Below are 17,927 nucleotides of genomic sequence, written 5' to 3'. Positions count from 1 at the left end.
ACCGCTCTGCCTTAATCGCGGCCATGCCGGTGCGCCGTAGCGACCGCTCCTACAGTCGTGTCTGAACCTGTAGGAGCGGCCCATGGCCGCGATAAACACAACGCTTCAGCATGACTTGTCGCCGCAGGGAACCGGAACACCCGAGCTCTCAAGCTACGCTAATCCGCCCCCTCTCCCGCTTGCGGGAGAGGGCTGGGGTGAGGGCGCTCTTCAAGGCGATCCCACCCGAATCATCCAGCCCTCTGGTCCGTACCTTTCACCCCACACCACCCCCCATCCCAAGGGCGCCATGGCCTGTCCTGCACGCGACAGGCGATACCCGGCGCAGGGGCACGCTCCGCCCCGCTTTCGTCTATACTGTCCCGCTCATTTCCCAAGCCACGTCCACCGCGTGGCTTCTTCATTTCAGAGGCACGACGATGAGCGCACTCGTAGGCGTGATCATGGGCTCCAAGTCCGACTGGTCCACCCTGAGCCACACCGCCGACATGCTGGACAAGTTGGGCATTCCCCACGAAGTGAAGGTGGTCTCCGCCCACCGCACCCCCGACCTGCTGTTCCAGTACGCCGAAGAGGCTGCCGGGCGCGGTATCGAGGTGATCATCGCCGGCGCCGGTGGCGCCGCCCACCTGCCGGGCATGTGCGCCGCCAAGACCCACCTGCCGGTGCTCGGCGTGCCGGTGCAGTCGTCCATGCTCTCGGGCGTCGACTCCCTGCTGTCCATCGTGCAGATGCCCGCCGGTGTGCCGGTCGCCACCCTGGCCATCGGCAAGGCCGGCGCCATCAACGCCGCGCTGCTGTCCGCCAGCATCCTCGGCGGCAAGCATCCCGAGTACCACGAGCGGCTGAACGCCTTCCGCGACGAGCAGACCCGCACCGTGCTGGACAATCCCGATCCGAGGGAGCAGGCATGAAGATCGGCGTCATCGGTGGCGGCCAGCTGGGCCGCATGCTCGCCCTGGCCGGCACGCCGCTGGGCATGAACTTCGCCTTTCTCGACCCGGCGCCGGATGCCTGCGCCGCCGCCCTGGGCGAACACCTGCGCGCCGACTACGGCGACCCGGACCACCTGCGCCAGCTGGCCGACGAGGTCGATCTGGTGACCTTCGAATTCGAGAGCGTCCCGGCGGAGACCGTGGCCTTCCTCGCGCAGTTCGTGCCGGTCTATCCGTCCGCCGAAGCCCTGCGCATCGCTCGGGATCGCCTGTTCGAGAAGTCGATGTTCCGCGACCTGGGCATCCCCACGCCGGCGTTCGCCGACATCCTCTCCCAGGCCGACCTGGATGCCGCCGTGGCCCGTATCGGCCTGCCGGCGGTACTCAAGACCCGCACCCTGGGCTATGACGGCAAGGGCCAGAAGGTCCTGCGCCAGCCGGAAGACGTCACCGGCGCCTTCGCCGAACTGGGCAGCGTCCCCCTGCTGCTGGAAGGCTTCGTGCCCTTCACCGGCGAGGTCTCCCTGGTGACCGTGCGCGGGCGTGATGGCGAGGTGGCCTGCTATCCGCTGGTGCACAACACCCACGAGAGCGGCATCCTGCGCCTGTCGGTGGCCAGTTCCGACCACCCGCTGCAGGCCCTGGCCGAAGACTATGCCCGCCGCGTGCTGGAACAGCTCGATTACGTCGGCGTGCTGGCCTTCGAATTCTTCGAGGTCGAGGGTGGCCTCAAGGCCAACGAGATCGCCCCACGCGTGCACAACTCCGGGCACTGGACCATCGAAGGCGCCGAGTGCAGCCAGTTCGAGAACCACCTGCGCGCCGTGGCCGGCCTGCCGCTGGGCTCCACCGCCAAGGTCGGTGAAAGCGCCATGGTCAACTTCATCGGCTCGGTACCGCCGGTGGCCGCCGTCACCGCCCTGGAAGACTGCCACCTGCACCACTACGGCAAGGCCTTCAAGGCCGGGCGCAAGGTCGGTCACGCCACCCTGCGCAGCGCCGATGCGGCAACCCTGCAGACCCGCATCGCTGCCCTGGAAGCCCTGATCCAGGACTGATGCCAGACGGCTTCCGCACACGGAAGCCGTTTTTCCCTGAACCTCGAAGGATCACCGGTGGTCGGAGAGTACAACGACGCCTGCTGACCGGCGTTGTCTTACCAGCACTTAAACAGGGGATTCTTCACATGGGCATCATCGCAACCATCATCATCGGTCTCATCGTCGGCCTGGTTGCCCGCTTCCTGAAGCCGGGCGACGACAGCATGGGCTGGATCATGACCATCATCCTGGGCATCGTCGGCTCCGTGGTCGCCACCTACCTGGGCCAGGCACTGGGCATCTACCGCGCCGGTGAAGGCGCAGGCTTCATTGGTGCCGTGGTCGGCGCCATCATCGTGCTGTTCATCTACGGCATGGTGACCAAGCGTCGCTAAGATCGTGAACAGGTTCTAAGACGCCGCTTCGCAGCACCGCGTTTCTGCCCCTGGTGTCGCCCGTCGACCCAGGGGCTTTTTCATGGGCGAGGCCCCGCTTTGCGGCCCTGGGGCTGGACCCCTGACCTGGCGCGCCGCACACTCGGACTTTTGTGTCCGACCCGTCGACCATGCCCAGACTGCTCATCACCCTGCTGCTCGCCAGCCTGCCGTTGCTGACCCACGCCGCCAAGGGCGAACCGCCGGAAACCAACTGGCTCGACCTGCTCACCGCAGAGGATCGTCACGCCCTGGAAACCATGCCCGAGATCAGCCACAACAGCCCCGAGGCCCCTGGTGGTTTCGGCTCGCCCGGCGGACTCAAGCAGAAGGACAGTGGCTTGCCCGAGGTGATGCACTCCACCCGCACCGTGGCTGCCCTGAATGGCAGGAACGTGCGCCTGGGAGGGTTTCCGGTACCCCTTGAGACCGACGCCAAGGGCAATTTCCGCGAATTCTTCCTGGTGCCCTATCCGGGCGCCTGCATCCACGTCCCGCCGCCGCCGCCCAACCAGATCGTGCTGGTGCGCTACCCCAAGGGCGTGCCGCTTCCCGACATCTACGAGCCCTACTGGGTCATCGGCACCCTGCACACCGAGGCGGTCGACAACGCCCTGGCCGAGGCGTCCTACACCCTGGACGCCAGCAAGGTCCGCAAGGTCGAAGAAAGCGATCTCTAACGATCGTAGGTTGGGCTAAGACAGCTCCACCGTCGCAGCCCAACAGCCAGAGGTGGCACCGTAGCGTGGACAACGACGCAGCCTTGTCCACGTCTCCGAGGCCCTCGTCTTACCCCAGTGGAACACGCTGCGCGGTTTTCCACGCTACCGGCGCCAGGATTATCACAGCGCGTTACCCTGAAAGTCGCTAGGCCAGCCGCAGCGGCAGGTGCAGGGTGATGACCACCTCGCCCGCGCCGTTGGCGAAGCGCACCTCGCCGCCGAAGCTTTCGCTGAGCGCCTTGACGATGGGCAGGCCCAGGCCCCAGCCGCGCTTGTCGCTGCGGGTGGAGATGAAATAGGGCGTGGCGAGGTTGGCCAGGACTTCGTCGGGAAACTGCCCAAGGTTGCGCAGCTCCAGCATGACTTGGTCATCCGCCAGCCACTGGCGGACCCGGATCGGCGTCCCCGCCTCGCCGTGCTTGGCGGCGTTGAGCACCAGGTTGTCGAAGATGCGCAGAAAGGCGTATCTGTCCCATAGCACCTCCAGCTCCGGCGTCTCCAACTGCAGGTCGAGGGGGTTGCTGAATTGCAGCTGCAGATTGGCCGCGGCCTCGTTCAGCAGCGGACCCAGCACCAGCGGATCGCCGCTGAGGCGGACACCACCACCCAGGCTCATGTGACTGATGTCGAGCACATCGGTGATCATCTGGTTCATGCGCTGCAGGTTGTCGTGCAGGGTCTGCAGCAGATCGTCGGTACGCCGCGCCGGACTGCGCTGCATCAGGTTGACCACCATGGTGGCGGCGGTGAGCGGCGAGCGCAGGTCGTGATTGAGCGATCTCATGAAGCGTTCGAGCATGACCTTTTCCGCCTGCAGGTTCTCGCTGCGGGCGATGGCTGAATTGCGCTGCTGCTCCATGTGCCCGACCCGGGAGCTGGCCTTGAGCAGGGCGCCAACGGTGGCCAGCACCTCTTCCGGATTGATCGGGTGGGTCAGGTAGGCCTGGGCCCCGGTGTTGAAGCCCTGGGCCTTGTCCTTGCCGGAGACGAAGGTGGCCGAGATGTTGATGATGGCCGGCAACCGGCCCCAGCCGCACTTGCGCTCGATGGCCTGGATCAGCTCGAAGCCGGTGGTGTCCGGCAGATTGACGTCGATGATCACCAGTTCGACGGATTCGTCGATCAGCGCCAGGCCGCCGGCGCCGCTGGCCGCTTCCAGGACCTCATAGTGGCGCTGGCTGACGAGGATCTTGCGCAGCACATAGCGATTGGCTTCGGTGTCGTCGATGATGACGATGCGGCGCAGGGCGCTAGTCATCGGACAGGCTCCGCGCCAGGGCGCAGACCTCGGCCAGCAGCCGCTCGGCGTGATCGGGGGCATGCTTGAACAGGATGGCGTGGCAATAGTCCTGCAGCCGCTGGCAACCCGCCTCGTCCAGCGGCTGGGCGGTATTGATCAGCACCCGCCGGTGCATGCTCCAGTCCATGCTGGCGAGCAGGTCCTCGCCGTTGATGTCGGGCAGGTCGAGGTCGAGGATGATGATGTCCGGGCGCACGGCATTGAGGCGATCCAGGCTGCTGCGAGCGCTGTCGGCCTCCAGCAGGACCGGATTGAGGCGTTCGAGGGTGCGGCGGACCAGATAGCGATCCCCTTCGTTGTCCTCGATCACCAGCACCGTGAGGCCGCTGAGATCGGGTTCCGGCGCGGCAGCCCGGTGGCTGGCGTAGTGACGTGGCAAACGCAGGGTGAAGCGACTGCCGCGCCCGATCGCGCTGTCGAGGGACAGCTCGCCACCAAGCAGCACGGCCAGACGCTGGGCGAGGGGCAGGCCCAGGCCGGTACCCTCGATGTGGGTCAGGTGCGGCGAGCGGATGCGCTCGAATTCCTCGAAGATCTTCTGCTGATCCGCGGCGGCGATGCCGATGCCGCTGTCTTCCACCAAGAATTCCAGGCTGGCGTCGTCCGGCTGGAATACCTGGATGCGCACCTGGCCCCGGGGGGTGTACTTGAAGGCGTTGGAGATCAGGTTGCGCAGCACCTGGAACAGCCGACTTTCGTCGGTATCCAGCAGCACTTCGGCAGGCGGCGGGGCGACGCTGAAACTGACCTGGGGATAGCGCGGCGCCAGGGCCGCAGCGAACTGTTCCAGGCGATCGATGAAGGGCGCCAGGGCAAAGGGCTGGGGCACGACGGTCAGTCGTCCGGACTGCACCTCGGCCAGGGCCAGCAGCTCGCTGACCAGGTTGGCCAGTTCCAGCGCCGCGTCGCTGATGAAGCGCACCTGGCGCTGCTGTTCGGCATTGAGCGCCCCGTCCACGCCGCTGGCGAGCAGCTTGGCGACATTCTCGATGATGTTGATCGGGGTGCGGAATTCATGGGTCATGTTGGAGAAGAAGCGCGTCTTCGCCTCGCTGGCCTCCTTGAGTTCCTGGGTGGCCTTTTCCAATTCGGAATAGAGCGCCACCACGCCCTGGTTGGTGTTTTCCAGTTCCTTGTTGGTGACCTCCAGTTCCGACTGGCGCAGTTGCAGTTCGGTGTTGGTCAGCAGCAGCTCTTCGCTCTGCAGGCGGATCTGCTGATAGGGATCCGCTGGCGGACTGCCCTGCAATTCAGCCGTCAGCGCCTGCAGCAGCGCCGCCTCGGGAAAGGCGCGTGGCGCCTGGTACTTGCGGGCAGTGATGCGCGTGCCGGCAGGGGAGGTGTGGATGTCGAAGTCATCGAAGAGCCGCTGGGCGCCGCGCAGGCCGATGCCCATGCCGGTGCTGGAACGATAGCTGCCCGCGCGGATGGCCTCCATCTCGGCGATGCCCGGGCCCTGGTCGACCGCCCGCACCTCCAGGCCGCGCAGGCGCTGGCCTTCGTCACGCAGCAGGGCGAAGTCGAACTGACCGCTGCCGGCGTACTGATGGATGTTGCGCGCCAGTTCGGAGACCGCGGTGGCCAGGCGGATCTGCTCCAGCACCGGCCAGTCCAGGGCCGCGGCCAGGCGCTTGGCGGCCTGGCGGCAGTGCACGATGTCCTGCTCGCTGCGCAGGGCGAGGGTCAGCAGGGGCAAGACGTCAGACATGCTTGAGTACCAAAACGGTGGCATCGTCGGCGGAGCGCCGGAAGTCACGGTGCAGGAGGGCGGCGATCAAGGCCGGATGCCGCGCCCCGAGCCCGGAGTGCTCGCCCAGTCCCACCTTGGACGTCAGTCCATCGGAGTTCAGCACCAGCAGGGTGCCGGGTGTCCAGGGGTAGGTATAGGTCTGGATCCGGCCGATCCGGTAGCCCAGGGTGCCGTTGTTGGACACCAGGCTGCGCGAGGTGTTGCCGAGCAGGCGTCCGGCGATGTTGCCGATGCCGCAAAAGCTCACCTGGCCCTGATCCGGGTCCAGCTCGGCCAGCGCCAGGGCGGCGCCGCGGGTGTCCATCAGCGCCTGGTGCAGATTCTCCATCAGCCGCTGCAGCGGCAGGTGCGCGCCATGGCGCAGGAACACCTCCCGCGCCCGGCGACTGGCCATGGCGGCCTGCTGGCCATGCCCCAGGCCGTCGCACACCAGCAGGCGCCGTCCGCTGACCGCCCAGGTGTCACCGCAGACCTGTTCCTCGGGGTGCGGCGTGCACAGGGCGCCATGCTGCAACCGGGTACCGGGCACTCCGGCCAGATGGAAGCGCGCCAGCACCACCGTACCCTGGCCCGGTCGCGAATGGATGTCGAAGACATCGGACTGCCGGCGGATCGCCCCCAGACCGGCACCCAGGGTGGCCGCCGTGCTGTAGTGATCGCTCAGGCAGCGGGCGACATCATGCATGCCCGGGCCGCGATCCACCGCCAGGACATCCAGCACGCCTTCGCCGCTCAGGGTGGCCAGGAGCTCGCCATGCCCGGCATGGCGAACCAGGTTGTAGCCCAGCTCCTGGGCGACGATGGTCAGGCGCCCGAGCAGGGTTTCATCGGTGGTGACGCTGGCGGCCAGTCGGACCAGGGCGCGCCGGGCGGCATCGACGTGGACCGTGGTAGTCACCGGCAGCACCAGGCTGCACGGCTGGTCGCTCATCGCCACTTCCAGAGTTCGACGGTGGTGCCCTGGCCGGGCTGGCTGTCGATGTGGAAGTCGTCCACCAGCCGTCGCGAGCCGGACAGGCCGAGGCCCAGGCCCTTGCCCGAGGTGTAGCCGTCGACCATGGCGCGGTCGAGATCGGCGATGCCCGGACCCTGGTCACGGATCACCAGGCGGATCGCCGGCTTGCCGGCGCGCAGCGTCTCCTCGATCAGGCATTCGCCCCCCAGCCCGTAGACCAGGCCGTTGCGCGCGATTTCGCTGGCCGCGGTGACGATCTTGGTCTGGGAGATCAGGCCCAGGCGGATGGCTTCGGCGACCTTGCGCACCTGCTGACGGATCAGCACGATGTCAGTCTCCTGGCGGAGTGGAAGCGTCTGTGTCTTCGCCACCCTCTGACTCCTCCAGCGATTCGTCCGCGGCGACCATGGCTTCCAGTCGGCGCATGCCCTTTTCCATGTTCAGCGCCGTGGCGATGCCGTCCAGCGACAGCCCCAGCTCCACCAGGGTGATGGCGACTGCCGGCTGCATGCCGACCACGATCACCTTGGCATCGAGGATGCGCGAGACTTGGGCGATATGGGACAGCATCCGGCCAATGAAGGAGTCGACGATTTCCAGCGCCGAGATGTCGATGAGCACGCCCTTGGCCTTGTGCCGCACGATCTGCTCGGTGAGGTCTTCCTGCAGGTCCAGCGCCAGCTGATCGTGCATGTCGACCTGGATGCTCAGCAGCAGGAAGGGGCCCAGCTTGAGGATCGGAATCCGCTCGATCATGGCGCGTTCCTCAGACCCTTACCGGGGCGGCCAGGCGCACGCCCTGCTGGCGCAGGGCCAGGCGGAAGGCATCGGCCAGGGACGCCTTGGTGATCACATCGCCCAGGTCCACGCCCAGGTGGACGATGGTGGCGGCGATCTGCGGACGGATGCCGCTGATGATGCACTGGGCACCCATCAGGCGGGCGGCGGTCACCGTCTTGAGCAGGTGCTGGGCGACCATGGTGTCCACCGTGGGCACGCCGGTGATATCGATGATGGCGATGTCCGATTCGGTCTGGACGATCTTTTCCAGCAGCGACTCCATCACCACCTGGGTGCGGTTGCTGTCCAGCGCGCCGATCAGCGGGATGGCGAGGATGCCATCCCACAGTTCCACCACCGGGGTGGACAGTTCCAGCATGCTTTCCTGCTGCTCGCGGATCACCGTCTCGCGGCCGCTCATGTAGCTTTCCATGCTGTACAGACCGAGATCGTCGATCAGCCGGGTGGCGGCCCAGATCTCGGCGAGCGGGTCGTCGCACTCGTTCTGGATCAGCTTGAACAGCGGTTCCTTGAGCGAGAAGACGAAGGTCGCCGTCTGCGCGGGCGTCAGGCCCGCACGGCTCTGGTCGAAGGAGAAGCGCTCCAGCAGCGCCCGTACCGGCTGCCAGTGCGGCTCGCGCAGATTGCCCAGGCCCTGGGCGGCGGCCACGGTGATCCGCCGCAGCAACTCGGCGGAATTGGCCAGGATGGTGGTTTCGTTGAGCAGGTCGATGCGCATGCCGGCCGCGCGCTGGGCGCCGATCCAGGCATCGAGCAGCGGCCGCTCATGGGTGCGCAGCAGCTCGACCAAAGCGGTACTGTACATGAAGGTTCCTAGGTGACGAGAAGACGGCTCAGGACGGGCCGACCGGGCGGAAAGCGTGGGAAGAGGCAGGTGCAGAGAGGGATCCGACCGCGCGATCGGATCCCCGGGGGATCACATGTCCATCTTTTCCTTGGTGATCTTGCCGGTCTTGGCGTCGGCATGGAAGTCGTACTTCATACCATCTTTCTTCATGCCTTCGCCTTCCCACTGACCGTCATCGGCTTCGATCTTGCTGATCGAGGTGTAGCCCTGCTCCATGAGCTTGGACTTGACGTCGTTCATGGGCATCCAGTCGGCACCGGGCTGGTCAGCCAGGGCCGCGGTGCTGGCCAGGACGGAACAGGCAAACAGGGAAGCGAGCAGCTTGGATTTCATCGCGAGACCTCGTCGTGGTGGTATGCCCAGGGTTGGACCACCACCAGACGCTACAGATCCCCTCTGGCCCAGGCGTTAGACTGACGATTCTTCGACCAAGTGCGGCAACAGCCCGACTGGTGCCGACTTGGGCCTACCCTTGACCTTGCGCGGCACATAGGGGCGACTGGCCAGGCGCCAGAGATCGCGCCAGCGCTCGGCAAGGGCGGTGGGCTTGTCCAGATAGAGGCGCAGGCCCAGGGAAAAGGCCTTCGCCTGCAGCCGCTCGCGCTGCTGGGCCAGGCTTTCGCCGATGGCCAGGCGGGTGTTGCTGGCGCCGAACAGGGTCGGCTCATCCACCAACAGCTGCTGCATCACCGCCAGGTCGTGATCGTCGCCCAGGTATTCCGAAAGACGCTTGAGGCTCTTCTGCCGCGTCTTGAACTCCGCCGGCCAGGCCGCGGCAAGCAACTGGGTGTGATACCAGTGATCCTTCACCCGCTTGCGCCAGTCGTGCAGGGTATCGTCGGTGGGCTTGTCGCGTGCGGTCTTGAGCGCCTGGCGCCCGGCCTTGTAGTTGTCTTCCAGGCCGCGGGCGAAGAGGGCGAAGCCCTTGCCGGCGAGTTTCCAGCCGGCCACCTCCTCACGCAGGGTGGTCAGCGCCTCGAGCAACGCGGGATGGCCGCTGGCCGCGGCGATCTGCTGGTCAGCGCGCTCCTGTAGGCGCTGGCGCACGCGCTTCATGGCCGGCGAGGCGAATCTCTTGCGATCGGACTCGCCCAGCTTGTCCCAGCTTTCCACCAGGGCGGCGCTGTCACGCAGCGAGGACAGCTCGCGCCCGAGGTCGCGCAGGCGCCGATTGCGACTGGCGAAGGCGCGCTTGCCCAGGGCGCCGTGCAGCAGCCGCAGGAGGGCGCGCAATTCCTTGAGGCGCTTGCGCGTCTCGTGCACGCCTTTGGGGGTACCGCTGGACAGGGACGCCTCAGCCTGTACCAGACGATCCGTCACCACGCGGCGGACTTCCTCGTCAGCCGGTTGCCGCGCATCGAAACGAAAGGCCATCGAACTCTCCTTATGGGTGGACTGCAGACCCGCTCTGCGCGGGAGCCTAACGGTGGGAAGACCGCTACAACAGCGGGAGATGCCAAATTTCATTTAATCGTCATATTTCGGTCATGGATGTCGGCTCGGGCACCGCCTGCCGCCGGGTCGGTCAGAAGGGCTATAGTTGCCCGACCACCCGCGCAAGGAGATCCGGATGTTCGAAGCCGCCGAAAACGAACACCTGCTCGACGAGGCCACCTACGACGCCAAGCTGCCCAAGCTGCGCGAGGCGCTGCTGGCCGCCCAGTACGAACTCAAGACCCAAGGCCGCTTCCCGGTGATCGTGCTGATCAATGGCATCGAGGGGGCGGGCAAGGGCGAGACCGTCAAGCTGCTCAACGAGTGGATGGATCCGCGCCTGATCCGTGTCGAGACCTTTCTGCAGCCCAGCCACGAGGAACGCCAGCATCCGCCGGCGTGGCGCTACTGGCAGCGCCTGCCGGGCAAGGGGCGGATCGGCGTGTTCTTTGGCAACTGGTACAGCCAGATGCTGCACGGCCGGGTCAACAAGGAACTCAGTCGTGTCGAGCTGGATGCCGCCATCGGCCAGGCGGAACGTTTCGAGCGCATGCTCGCCGACGAAGGCGCGCTGATCCTCAAGTTCTGGTTCCACCTCTCCAAGCCCCAGCTCAAGCAGCGCCTGAAGCACCTCAAGAACGATCCCCGCCTGGGCTGGAAGCTCAGTCCGCTGGACTGGCGCCAGGCCAAGGTTTACGACCGCTTCGTCAAGGAGGGCGAGCGCGTGGTGCGGCGAACCCATCAGGACTATGCCCCCTGGCACGTGGTGCCCGGTTTCGACGAGCGCTTTCGCAGCCTGACCGTCGGCACCGTGCTGCTCAAGGCGCTGCAGCGCGCCCTGGCCAACAAGCCGCGCAGGCAGCGCAGAGCCGCCGCGGTGCTGCCGCCGCCGGTCGATGGCCGCGGCGTGCTGGAGGCCATGGACCTGAGTCAGCGCCTGGACAAGGCCGATTACGACGACCAGCTGCTCGCCGAGCAGGCCCGGCTGGCGCGGCGGCTGCGCGACAAGAAGTATCGCCGCCATGCCCTGGTGGCGGCCTTCGAGGGCAACGACGCCGCTGGCAAGGGCAGCGCCATCCGCCGCGTCACCGGCGCCCTGGATCCCCGGCAGTACCGCATCGTCCCGGTTGCCGCGCCCAGCGACGAAGAACTGGCCCAGCCCTATCTCTGGCGCTTCTGGCGGCATATCCCGCGGCAGGGCAATTTCACCATCTTCGATCGCTCCTGGTACGGCCGGGTACTGGTGGAGCGGGTCGAGGGGCTGACCCCCGCCGCCGACTGGCAGCGTGCCTATGGCGAGATCAACGACTTCGAGGAACAGCTCCACGACGCCGGCCTCGTGCTGGCCAAGTTCTGGCTGGCCATCGACCAGGACACCCAGCTGGAGCGCTTCCGCGCCCGCGAGGAAACGCCCTTCAAGCGATTCAAGATCACCGAGGACGACTGGCGCAACCGGGACAAGTGGGACCTCTACAGCCAGGCGGTCAACGACATGGTGGTGCAGACCAGCACCGCCATCGCGCCCTGGACGCTGGTGGAGGCCAACGACAAGAGGTTCGCGCGGGTGAAGGTGTTGCGGACGCTCAACGAGGCGTTGGAGCGGGCGTATGACAAGGGGTAAGCCAATGCCAGGGCTGTTTGGCTGACTATCGAGGTTTGCGGCTACCTCTTGTTTCGCCCCCGCCGGGCGAGTCACTTTTGCCAGTCGCGGCAAAAGTAACCAAAAACGCTTGCCCCGCCATCCGGCCCCGGCTGCGCCGGGGTCCGTTCTCTCCATCGTCGCTCCAGGGGCCCGCCGCGAAGGGCCTTCCCTGGCCCTCGCGACTCTCGCGGCATCCATGCCGCTCGACCCCTTACGCAACGATTGCGTTCGCCCTACTGGGAGGGGCATTGGGCGCGCCTGAGGCTTTGGGTGGTTTAGGCAGCCAGCGTCTTTGTGACGGAGATGGACGATTCCGCAAAACCCAAATCCCAGAAACGAAAAAGCCCCACCGAAGTGGGGCCTTTCTGCAACCGGATCAGTCGTTAGACGACTTGAACCTGGTCAGCTTGCATACCCTTCTGGCCTTTGACAGCCACGAAAGTGACCTTCTGGCCTTCGCTCAGGCTCTTGAAGCCGGCGCTTTCGATGGAGCGGTAGTGCACGAACAGGTCGGCGCCGCTTTCCGGGGTGATGAAGCCGTAGCCTTTCTCATCGTTGAACCACTTGACGGTGCCATTTTCACGATTGGACATGAGTATCTCCAGGGTGTAGGGGGAACAACCACGTTAGCGAGACATTCGCTAGCGGGACTGTAATGCGAGAGTGAGACGAGCCAGGAGATGAAAATGAAGCAACATCAAGCAGGTATCGAGTAACTATTGCAGTAGCAGTGCCCACACCATACTCGCTTTCACGAGCTTGTATAGCCCTGATTCGCATATTTGTTGACCAATGGCGCTGCTTGCGCTGCCAGAGTGTCTCACTCAGGCTACGGATTCCCCTGCTCGAAAGAGACTCCGCATGGACAAGCTGCACCGGATCAAGGGGGCCTGGCCCTACCTGATCGCCGTCTTTCTCAACGCCTTCGTCGATCTTGGCCACAAGATCGTCATCCAGAACACCGTGTTCAAGGTCTATGACGGTTCCACTCAGGTGGTGCTGACCGCCCTGGTCAACGGCATGATGCTGTTGCCCTTCATCCTGCTGTTCAGTCCTTCCGGCCATGTGGCCGATCGCTTCGCCAAGGTCCGGGTGCTGCGCCTTGGCGGCTGGGCGGCGGTGGCCATCACCCTGGGCATCACCCTGGCCTACTATGCCGGGCTGTTCGAACTGGCCTTCGCCATGACGCTCCTGCTGGCCATCCAGGCGACCTTCTATTCGCCGGCCAAGTACGGCTACATCAAGGCGCTGTTCGGCAAGCAGCGGCTGGCCGAGGGCAATGGCCTGGTGCAGGCCAATTCCATCATCGCCATTCTCGCCGGCACCGTGGTCTTCACCGCCTTCTTCCAGCTGCACCTGGGCGAGGGCCATGCCACGCCCCATGCGATCCTGCAGGACATCGCCCCGCTGGGCTGGCTGCTGGTGCTCTGCAGCCTGGCCGAGGTGGCGCTGCTCTATCGCCTGCCGCTGCTGGAAGAGCCCAGGCCGCGCGAGCCCTTCGACTGGCATGCCTATCTGCGGCTGCAGACCGCCCGACGCAACCTGGCGGTGATCGGCGAGAATCCGGTGATCCGCCTGTCGATCATCGGCCTGGCGGTGTTCTGGTCGGTGGGCCAGGTGCTGCTGGCGAGCTTTCCGGCCTATGCCAAGGATCATCTGGGCATCGACAACGTGCTGCTGTTGCAGGGCATCCTGGCCTGCGCCGGCATCGGCATCGCCATCGGCTCGGCGCTGGCCAGTCGGGCCTCCCGCGGGCGCATCGAGACCGGGCTGATCCCGGTGGGCGCCTTGGGCATCGCCCTCGGCCTGTGGTGGCTGCCGGCGCCCAGTTCGGCCTGGGTGCATGCGCTCAACTTCATCTTCATCGGCCTGATGGGCGGGCTGTTCATCGTCCCGCTCAACGCCCTGATCCAGTTCCATGCCCGCGAGGATCAGCTCGGTACGGTGCTGGCGGCCAACAACTGGGTGCAGAACGTCGCCATGCTGAGCTTTCTGGTGCTCACCGCGGTGATCGCCCTGCTCGGTCTGGACAGTCGCTGGCTGTTGCTGCTGATCGCCGCCGTGGCGCTGATCGGCGGCGCCTACACGGTATGGAAGCTGCCCCAGAGCCTGGTGCGTTTCCTGCTCGGCCTGATGGTCACCCGGCACTACCGCATCCAGGTGCAGGGCCTGCAGAACCTGCCGGCCCAGGGCGGGGTGCTGCTGCTGGGCAATCACATCAGCTGGGTGGACTGGGCCATGGTGCAGATCGCCAGTCCGCGCCCGGTACGCTTCGTGATGCTGCGCGCCATCTACGAGCGCTGGTACCTGAAGCCCTTCCTCAAGGCCATGGGCTGCCTGCCCATCGCCCAGGGTACCGGCGCCGGCGCGGCGCTGGAGCAGGTGGCCGGGCTGCTGAGCGCCGGCGAGGTGGTCTGCCTGTTTCCGGAGGGGGCGATCAGCCGCACCGGTCAGCTCGGCGAATTCCGCCGCGGCTACGAAAAGGCCTGCGAGCGGGTCGGTCCCGAGGTGCAGATCGTGCCCTTCTACCTGCGCGGCCTCTGGGGCAGCCAGTTCTCGCGCTCTTCCAGCAAGCTCAAGGAGCTGCGTGACAGCCCGCTGCACCGCGAGGTGGTGGTGGCCTTCGGCAAGGCGTTGCCCAAGGACACTCCGGCCGATGTGCTCAAGCGGCGGATCTTCGAGTTGTCGATCCGCTCCTGGGAGCGCTACATGCAGGGCCTGCCGTCGCTGGCCGATGCCTGGGTCGCCAGCGTCAAGCGCCGGCCCAATGGCCTGGCGCTGATCGACGACCTGGGCGCTCCGCTCAAGGCCGCCCAGGCGCTTACCGGCGCCGCCTGCCTGGCGCGGCGGATGCGCAAGCGGCCCGAGGCCAATCTCGGCCTGCTGCTGCCCACCAGCAGCGGCGGCATGCTGGCCAACATGGCGGTGCTGCTGGCCGGCAAGACCCTGGTCAATCTCAACTACACGGCCACGCCCGAGGCGCTGGCATCCGGCCTGGACCAGGCCGGTATCCGTACCGTCTACACCTCGACGCGCTTCCTCGACCGCCTGCGCAAGCGCGGCCTGCCGGTGGACGAGTTGCTGGCCGGACGCGAGGTGGTGGATCTGGAGGAGTTGCGCGCCGGCATCGGCAAGGCCGAGCTACTGGCCAACTGGCTGGCGGTCTGGCTGTTGCCCACCGCCATGCTGCAGGTGCTGGTGAGTCGCGCCCACGATCCCGAGGCCACCGCCGCGATCCTCTTCTCCAGTGGCAGCGAGGGCACGCCCAAGGGGGTGATGCTCAGCCACAGCAACCTCATGGCCAATCTCAAGCAGACCTCGGACGTGCTCAACACCCAGGACGACGACGTCTTCATGGCCTCGCTGCCGCTGTTCCACGCCTTCGGCCTCACCGTGACCCAGTTCCTGCCGCTGATCGAGGGGGTGCCGGTGGTCTGCCAGGCCGATCCCACCGACGTGGCTGGCATCGCCAAGGCGGTGGCGACCCACCGCGCCACGGTGCTCTGCGGCACCTCGACCTTCCTGCGGCTGTTCGTGCGCAACACCAAGGTGCATCCGCTGATGCTGGAGAGTCTGCGCATCGTGGTGGCCGGCGCCGAGCGCCTGGATCCGGCGGTGCGCGAGGCCTTCAAGCTCAAGTTCAACCAGGACATCTACGAGGGCTACGGCGCCACCGAGACCGCGCCGGTGGCCTCGGTCAACCTGCCCGATGCCCTGGACATGAGCTACCTGCAGGTGCAGCGCGGCGGCAAGCTCGGCACCGTGGGCATGCCGCTGCCGGGGACCGGCTTCAAGATCGTCGACCCCCAGACCCTTGCCGAATTGCCCACCGGCGAGGCCGGCATGGTGCTGATCGGCGGGCCGCAACTGATGCAGGGCTACCTGAACGATCCCGAGCGCACCGCCAAGGCGATCCGCGAGATCGACGGCGAGCGCTGGTACGTGACCGGCGACCAGGGTCGGCTGGACGAGGACGGCTTTCTCACCATCGTCGACCGCTATTCGCGCTTCGCCAAGATCGGCGGCGAGATGGTCAGCCTGGGCGCCGTGGAGCAGGCCCTGGCCAAGGCGGTGGCCGATCCGGAGATCGAGCTGCAGGCGGTCAATCTGCCGGATGCCAGGAAGGGCGAGCGCATCGTGGTGCTGCATACCGGCACCCTGGACGGCGCCGCGGTGGAAAAGACCCTGCTGGCCCAGGGGGTGAGCGGACTGCTGCTGCCTTCGGCCTGGCTGGCGGTGGACAGCCTGCCGAAACTGGGGACCGGCAAGGCCGACGTGGCCGGCGCGAAACGGCTGGCGCAGACGCGCTTGAGCGAGGCGGGGGAGGCCTAGGCGATAAAACATTCATCCGGCGCCAGCGAACCCTAAAGCCTGGCGCCGTTTGGCCGATCATGAGGGGGCTAATCATTTTTTCGAGGTCTTCCCGGTGAAGCTACGCTCCCTCAACATCGCCCCGCGGGCCCTGGTTGCCTTTGGTTTCTTCGCCCTGCTGGTGATCGGCCTCGGGCTGTTTTCCCTGGGCCAGAATCGCGTCATCAAGGAGGGCGAGGAGCAGATCGTCGGCAATGTCATCCCCAGCGTCCAGACCATCGGCGAGATCCGCGCCGATCTGCTGAGTCTGCGCATGCACAACCAGGGCCTGATGCTGGCCAGCTCCGACGCCGAGACCCAGGCGGTGCACAAGGCCATCGAGGCGGCCAAGGCCAGCCTGGAACAGCATGTGCGCCAGTTCGACGCCCTGTTGCTCACCGACACCGGGCGGGAGGTCTACACCCGGATGACCGGCCAGCTGGCCACCTACCTGAACAACCAGAATCGCTATCTCAAGGCGCTGGACGACCAGAACGACGCCGAGCTGCTCAAGCTGGCCGGGCAGGACGGCGAGATGGCCCACAGTGGCAATGCCCTGAGCGCTACCGTCAATGAACTCGCCGGGGTGGTCGACGGCAAGGTCACGCGGCTGGCCGCTGCTTCCATGGCCAGCTACCACAACGCCATCGCCATCACCGTGGCGGTGATGGTGGCGGCCCTGGCCGGTACCCTGCTGCTGGCCTGGCGCTTTACCCGCAGCCTCACCGGGCCGCTGGAAAAGGCCTTGGCGGTGGCCGAGCGCATCGCCGCCAACGACCTCAGCCGGACCGTCGAGCCGGACGGGCGCGACGAACCCGGCCGGTTGCTGGCGGCCATGGCGCGGATGCAGGACAACCTGCGCGGCACCCTGGAGCGGCTGACCCTGTCGTCCACCACCCTGGCATCCACCTCCGAAGAGCTGTCGACGGTCACCGATACCGGGCTGCGCGGCATTCAGCGGCAGAACGATGAACTGGCCCAGGCGGCCACCGCCGTCAACCAGATGACCGCCGCGGTGGAGGAGGTCGCGCGCAACGCCGCCGCCGCCAGCGCCGCCGCCCAGGATTCGCGCACCTCGGCCGACCTCGGTCAGCGCCGGGTCGAGGAGACCCTCACCACCATCCACGCCCTGCATGGCGCCGTGACCTCCAGCAGTGGCGAGATCGATGGCCTGGCCGCCCAGGTGCAACGCATTAGCGGGGTGCTCGACGTCATCCGCGGCATCGCCGAGCAGACCAATCTGCTGGCGCTCAACGCCGCCATCGAAGCCGCGCGTGCCGGTGAGGCGGGTCGCGGCTTTGCCGTGGTGGCCGACGAGGTGCGCGCCCTGGCGGCCCGTACCCAGCAGTCCACCGGCGAGATCGAAGACATGATCGGCGCCATCCAGGGCGGCGCCGGCAAGGCGGTGGACGCCATGGCCACCAGCAATCAGCAGGCTGGTGTCTGCCTGGAGGTGGCCGCGGCCGCCGGCGAGGCCCTGGCCGAGATCGGTCGCCACATCGGGCAGATCACCGAGCGCAACCTGAGCATCTCCGCCGCCACCGAGGAGCAGGCCCAGGTGGCCCGCGAGGTGGATCGCAACCTCACCAGCATTCGCGACCTGTCCACCCAGAACGCCGCCGGGGCCGGGCAGACCGCGGCCGCCAGCACCGACCTGGCGCGCCTGGCCGGTGACCTGAGCGGTGCGGTGCGGCAGTTCCGGCTCTGAACCCGGAAT

16 protein-coding genes are annotated in these 17,927 nt (G+C 66.6%); 7 read left to right on the top strand and 9 right to left on the bottom strand.

Annotated features, from left to right (window positions below; translation table 11 throughout):
• Nucleotides 1–419: 419 nt before the first annotated feature.
• The 4 genes from purE to QE444_RS02520 all read left to right on the top strand — a co-directional run bounded on the left by purE (nt 420) and on the right by QE444_RS02520 (nt 3,089).
• Complete coding sequence (purE, locus tag QE444_RS02535; protein WP_059316745.1) at nt 420–914, top strand: 5-(carboxyamino)imidazole ribonucleotide mutase; 495 nt, start codon at nt 420–422, stop codon at nt 912–914.
• A complete protein-coding gene (locus QE444_RS02530) occupies nt 911–1,993 on the top strand; it encodes a 5-(carboxyamino)imidazole ribonucleotide synthase (RefSeq protein WP_208693383.1) in 1,083 nt (360 codons plus the stop codon). The genes purE and QE444_RS02530 overlap by 4 nt, the downstream gene beginning before the upstream one ends.
• A 128-nt stretch (nt 1,994–2,121) precedes the next feature.
• Nucleotides 2,122–2,370, top strand: a complete 249-nt coding sequence (locus QE444_RS02525) for a GlsB/YeaQ/YmgE family stress response membrane protein (RefSeq protein ID WP_007160058.1) — start codon at nt 2,122–2,124, stop codon at nt 2,368–2,370.
• Between the two features lie 170 nt (nt 2,371–2,540).
• Nucleotides 2,541–3,089, top strand: coding sequence for a DUF3299 domain-containing protein (locus QE444_RS02520; protein ID WP_187980712.1), 549 nt, complete (start codon nt 2,541–2,543; stop codon nt 3,087–3,089).
• Between the two features lie 187 nt (nt 3,090–3,276).
• Here QE444_RS02520 and QE444_RS02515 read toward each other — a convergent pair whose 3' ends face one another.
• From QE444_RS02515 to QE444_RS02480, 8 genes are all read right to left on the bottom strand, one after another.
• Complete coding sequence (locus tag QE444_RS02515) at nt 3,277–4,389, bottom strand: response regulator (protein WP_309737293.1); 1,113 nt, start codon at nt 4,387–4,389, stop codon at nt 3,277–3,279.
• Complete coding sequence (locus QE444_RS02510; RefSeq protein ID WP_309737292.1) at nt 4,382–6,139, bottom strand: ATP-binding protein; 1,758 nt, start codon at nt 6,137–6,139, stop codon at nt 4,382–4,384. The genes QE444_RS02515 and QE444_RS02510 overlap by 8 nt, the downstream gene beginning before the upstream one ends.
• A complete protein-coding gene (locus QE444_RS02505; protein ID WP_309737291.1) occupies nt 6,132–7,112 on the bottom strand; it encodes a SpoIIE family protein phosphatase in 981 nt (326 codons plus the stop codon). Before QE444_RS02505 ends, QE444_RS02510 begins: the two co-directional genes overlap by 8 nt.
• Entirely contained in the window at nt 7,109–7,462 is a 354-nt protein-coding gene (locus QE444_RS02500; protein WP_007160183.1) for an ATP-binding protein, read from the bottom strand. The genes QE444_RS02505 and QE444_RS02500 overlap by 4 nt, the downstream gene beginning before the upstream one ends.
• A gap of 4 nt (nt 7,463–7,466) precedes the next feature.
• Entirely contained in the window at nt 7,467–7,892 is a 426-nt protein-coding gene (locus QE444_RS02495; protein WP_133860268.1) for an STAS domain-containing protein, read from the bottom strand.
• Nucleotides 7,893–7,902: 10 nt separating this feature from the next.
• On the bottom strand, nt 7,903–8,742 hold the full coding sequence (locus tag QE444_RS02490) for an STAS domain-containing protein (RefSeq protein WP_280310211.1): 840 nt from the start codon (nt 8,740–8,742) through the stop codon (nt 7,903–7,905).
• Nucleotides 8,743–8,853: 111 nt separating this feature from the next.
• Entirely contained in the window at nt 8,854–9,117 is a 264-nt protein-coding gene (locus QE444_RS02485) for a PepSY domain-containing protein (RefSeq protein WP_059313049.1), read from the bottom strand.
• A gap of 75 nt (nt 9,118–9,192) precedes the next feature.
• The gene (locus QE444_RS02480) at nt 9,193–10,158 is read right to left on the bottom strand and encodes a CHAD domain-containing protein (protein WP_282280805.1); all 966 of its coding nucleotides are present in this window, start codon (nt 10,156–10,158) and stop codon (nt 9,193–9,195) included.
• 196 nt (nt 10,159–10,354) lie between these two features.
• On the opposite strand from QE444_RS02480, the gene pap reads away from it, so the two are divergent.
• A complete protein-coding gene (gene pap / locus QE444_RS02475; protein WP_282280806.1) occupies nt 10,355–11,839 on the top strand; it encodes a polyphosphate:AMP phosphotransferase in 1,485 nt (494 codons plus the stop codon).
• A gap of 404 nt (nt 11,840–12,243) precedes the next feature.
• Here the strand turns inward: pap and QE444_RS02470 are convergent, their stop codons facing one another.
• Complete coding sequence (locus QE444_RS02470; RefSeq protein WP_007160189.1) at nt 12,244–12,453, bottom strand: cold-shock protein; 210 nt, start codon at nt 12,451–12,453, stop codon at nt 12,244–12,246.
• 268 nt (nt 12,454–12,721) lie between these two features.
• On the opposite strand from QE444_RS02470, the gene QE444_RS02465 reads away from it, so the two are divergent.
• Both QE444_RS02465 and QE444_RS02460 read left to right on the top strand, forming a co-directional pair.
• A complete protein-coding gene (locus QE444_RS02465) occupies nt 12,722–16,192 on the top strand; it encodes an acyl-[ACP]--phospholipid O-acyltransferase (protein ID WP_285385946.1) in 3,471 nt (1,156 codons plus the stop codon).
• Between the two features lie 94 nt (nt 16,193–16,286).
• A complete protein-coding gene (locus QE444_RS02460) occupies nt 16,287–17,918 on the top strand; it encodes a methyl-accepting chemotaxis protein (RefSeq protein ID WP_309737290.1) in 1,632 nt (543 codons plus the stop codon).
• The last annotated feature ends 9 nt before the right edge of the window (nt 17,919–17,927 follow it).

This window comes from Pseudomonas sp. SORGH_AS_0199 (genome assembly GCF_031453735.1).
Lineage (GTDB): Bacteria > Pseudomonadota > Gammaproteobacteria > Pseudomonadales > Pseudomonadaceae > Chryseomonas > Chryseomonas aestiva.
The sequence above is the reverse complement of the archived record's forward strand: the minus strand, read 5'-3'. Positions and strand labels throughout refer to the sequence as shown.

Coding starts and splice junctions, on each gene's coding strand:
- purE (WP_059316745.1), top strand. CDS start 420: ATGAGCGCACTCGTAGGCGTGATCATGGGCTCCAAGTCCGACTGGTCC.
- QE444_RS02530 (WP_208693383.1), top strand. CDS start 911: ATGAAGATCGGCGTCATCGGTGGCGGCCAGCTGGGCCGCATGCTCGCC.
- QE444_RS02525 (WP_007160058.1), top strand. CDS start 2,122: ATGGGCATCATCGCAACCATCATCATCGGTCTCATCGTCGGCCTGGTT.
- QE444_RS02520 (WP_187980712.1), top strand. CDS start 2,541: ATGCCCAGACTGCTCATCACCCTGCTGCTCGCCAGCCTGCCGTTGCTG.
- QE444_RS02515 (WP_309737293.1), bottom strand. CDS start 4,389: ATGACTAGCGCCCTGCGCCGCATCGTCATCATCGACGACACCGAAGCC.
- QE444_RS02510 (WP_309737292.1), bottom strand. CDS start 6,139: ATGTCTGACGTCTTGCCCCTGCTGACCCTCGCCCTGCGCAGCGAGCAG.
- QE444_RS02505 (WP_309737291.1), bottom strand. CDS start 7,112: ATGAGCGACCAGCCGTGCAGCCTGGTGCTGCCGGTGACTACCACGGTC.
- QE444_RS02495 (WP_133860268.1), bottom strand. CDS start 7,892: ATGATCGAGCGGATTCCGATCCTCAAGCTGGGCCCCTTCCTGCTGCTG.
- QE444_RS02490 (WP_280310211.1), bottom strand. CDS start 8,742: ATGTACAGTACCGCTTTGGTCGAGCTGCTGCGCACCCATGAGCGGCCG.
- QE444_RS02485 (WP_059313049.1), bottom strand. CDS start 9,117: ATGAAATCCAAGCTGCTCGCTTCCCTGTTTGCCTGTTCCGTCCTGGCC.
- QE444_RS02480 (WP_282280805.1), bottom strand. CDS start 10,158: ATGGCCTTTCGTTTCGATGCGCGGCAACCGGCTGACGAGGAAGTCCGC.
- pap (WP_282280806.1), top strand. CDS start 10,355: ATGTTCGAAGCCGCCGAAAACGAACACCTGCTCGACGAGGCCACCTAC.
- QE444_RS02470 (WP_007160189.1), bottom strand. CDS start 12,453: ATGTCCAATCGTGAAAATGGCACCGTCAAGTGGTTCAACGATGAGAAA.
- QE444_RS02465 (WP_285385946.1), top strand. CDS start 12,722: ATGGACAAGCTGCACCGGATCAAGGGGGCCTGGCCCTACCTGATCGCC.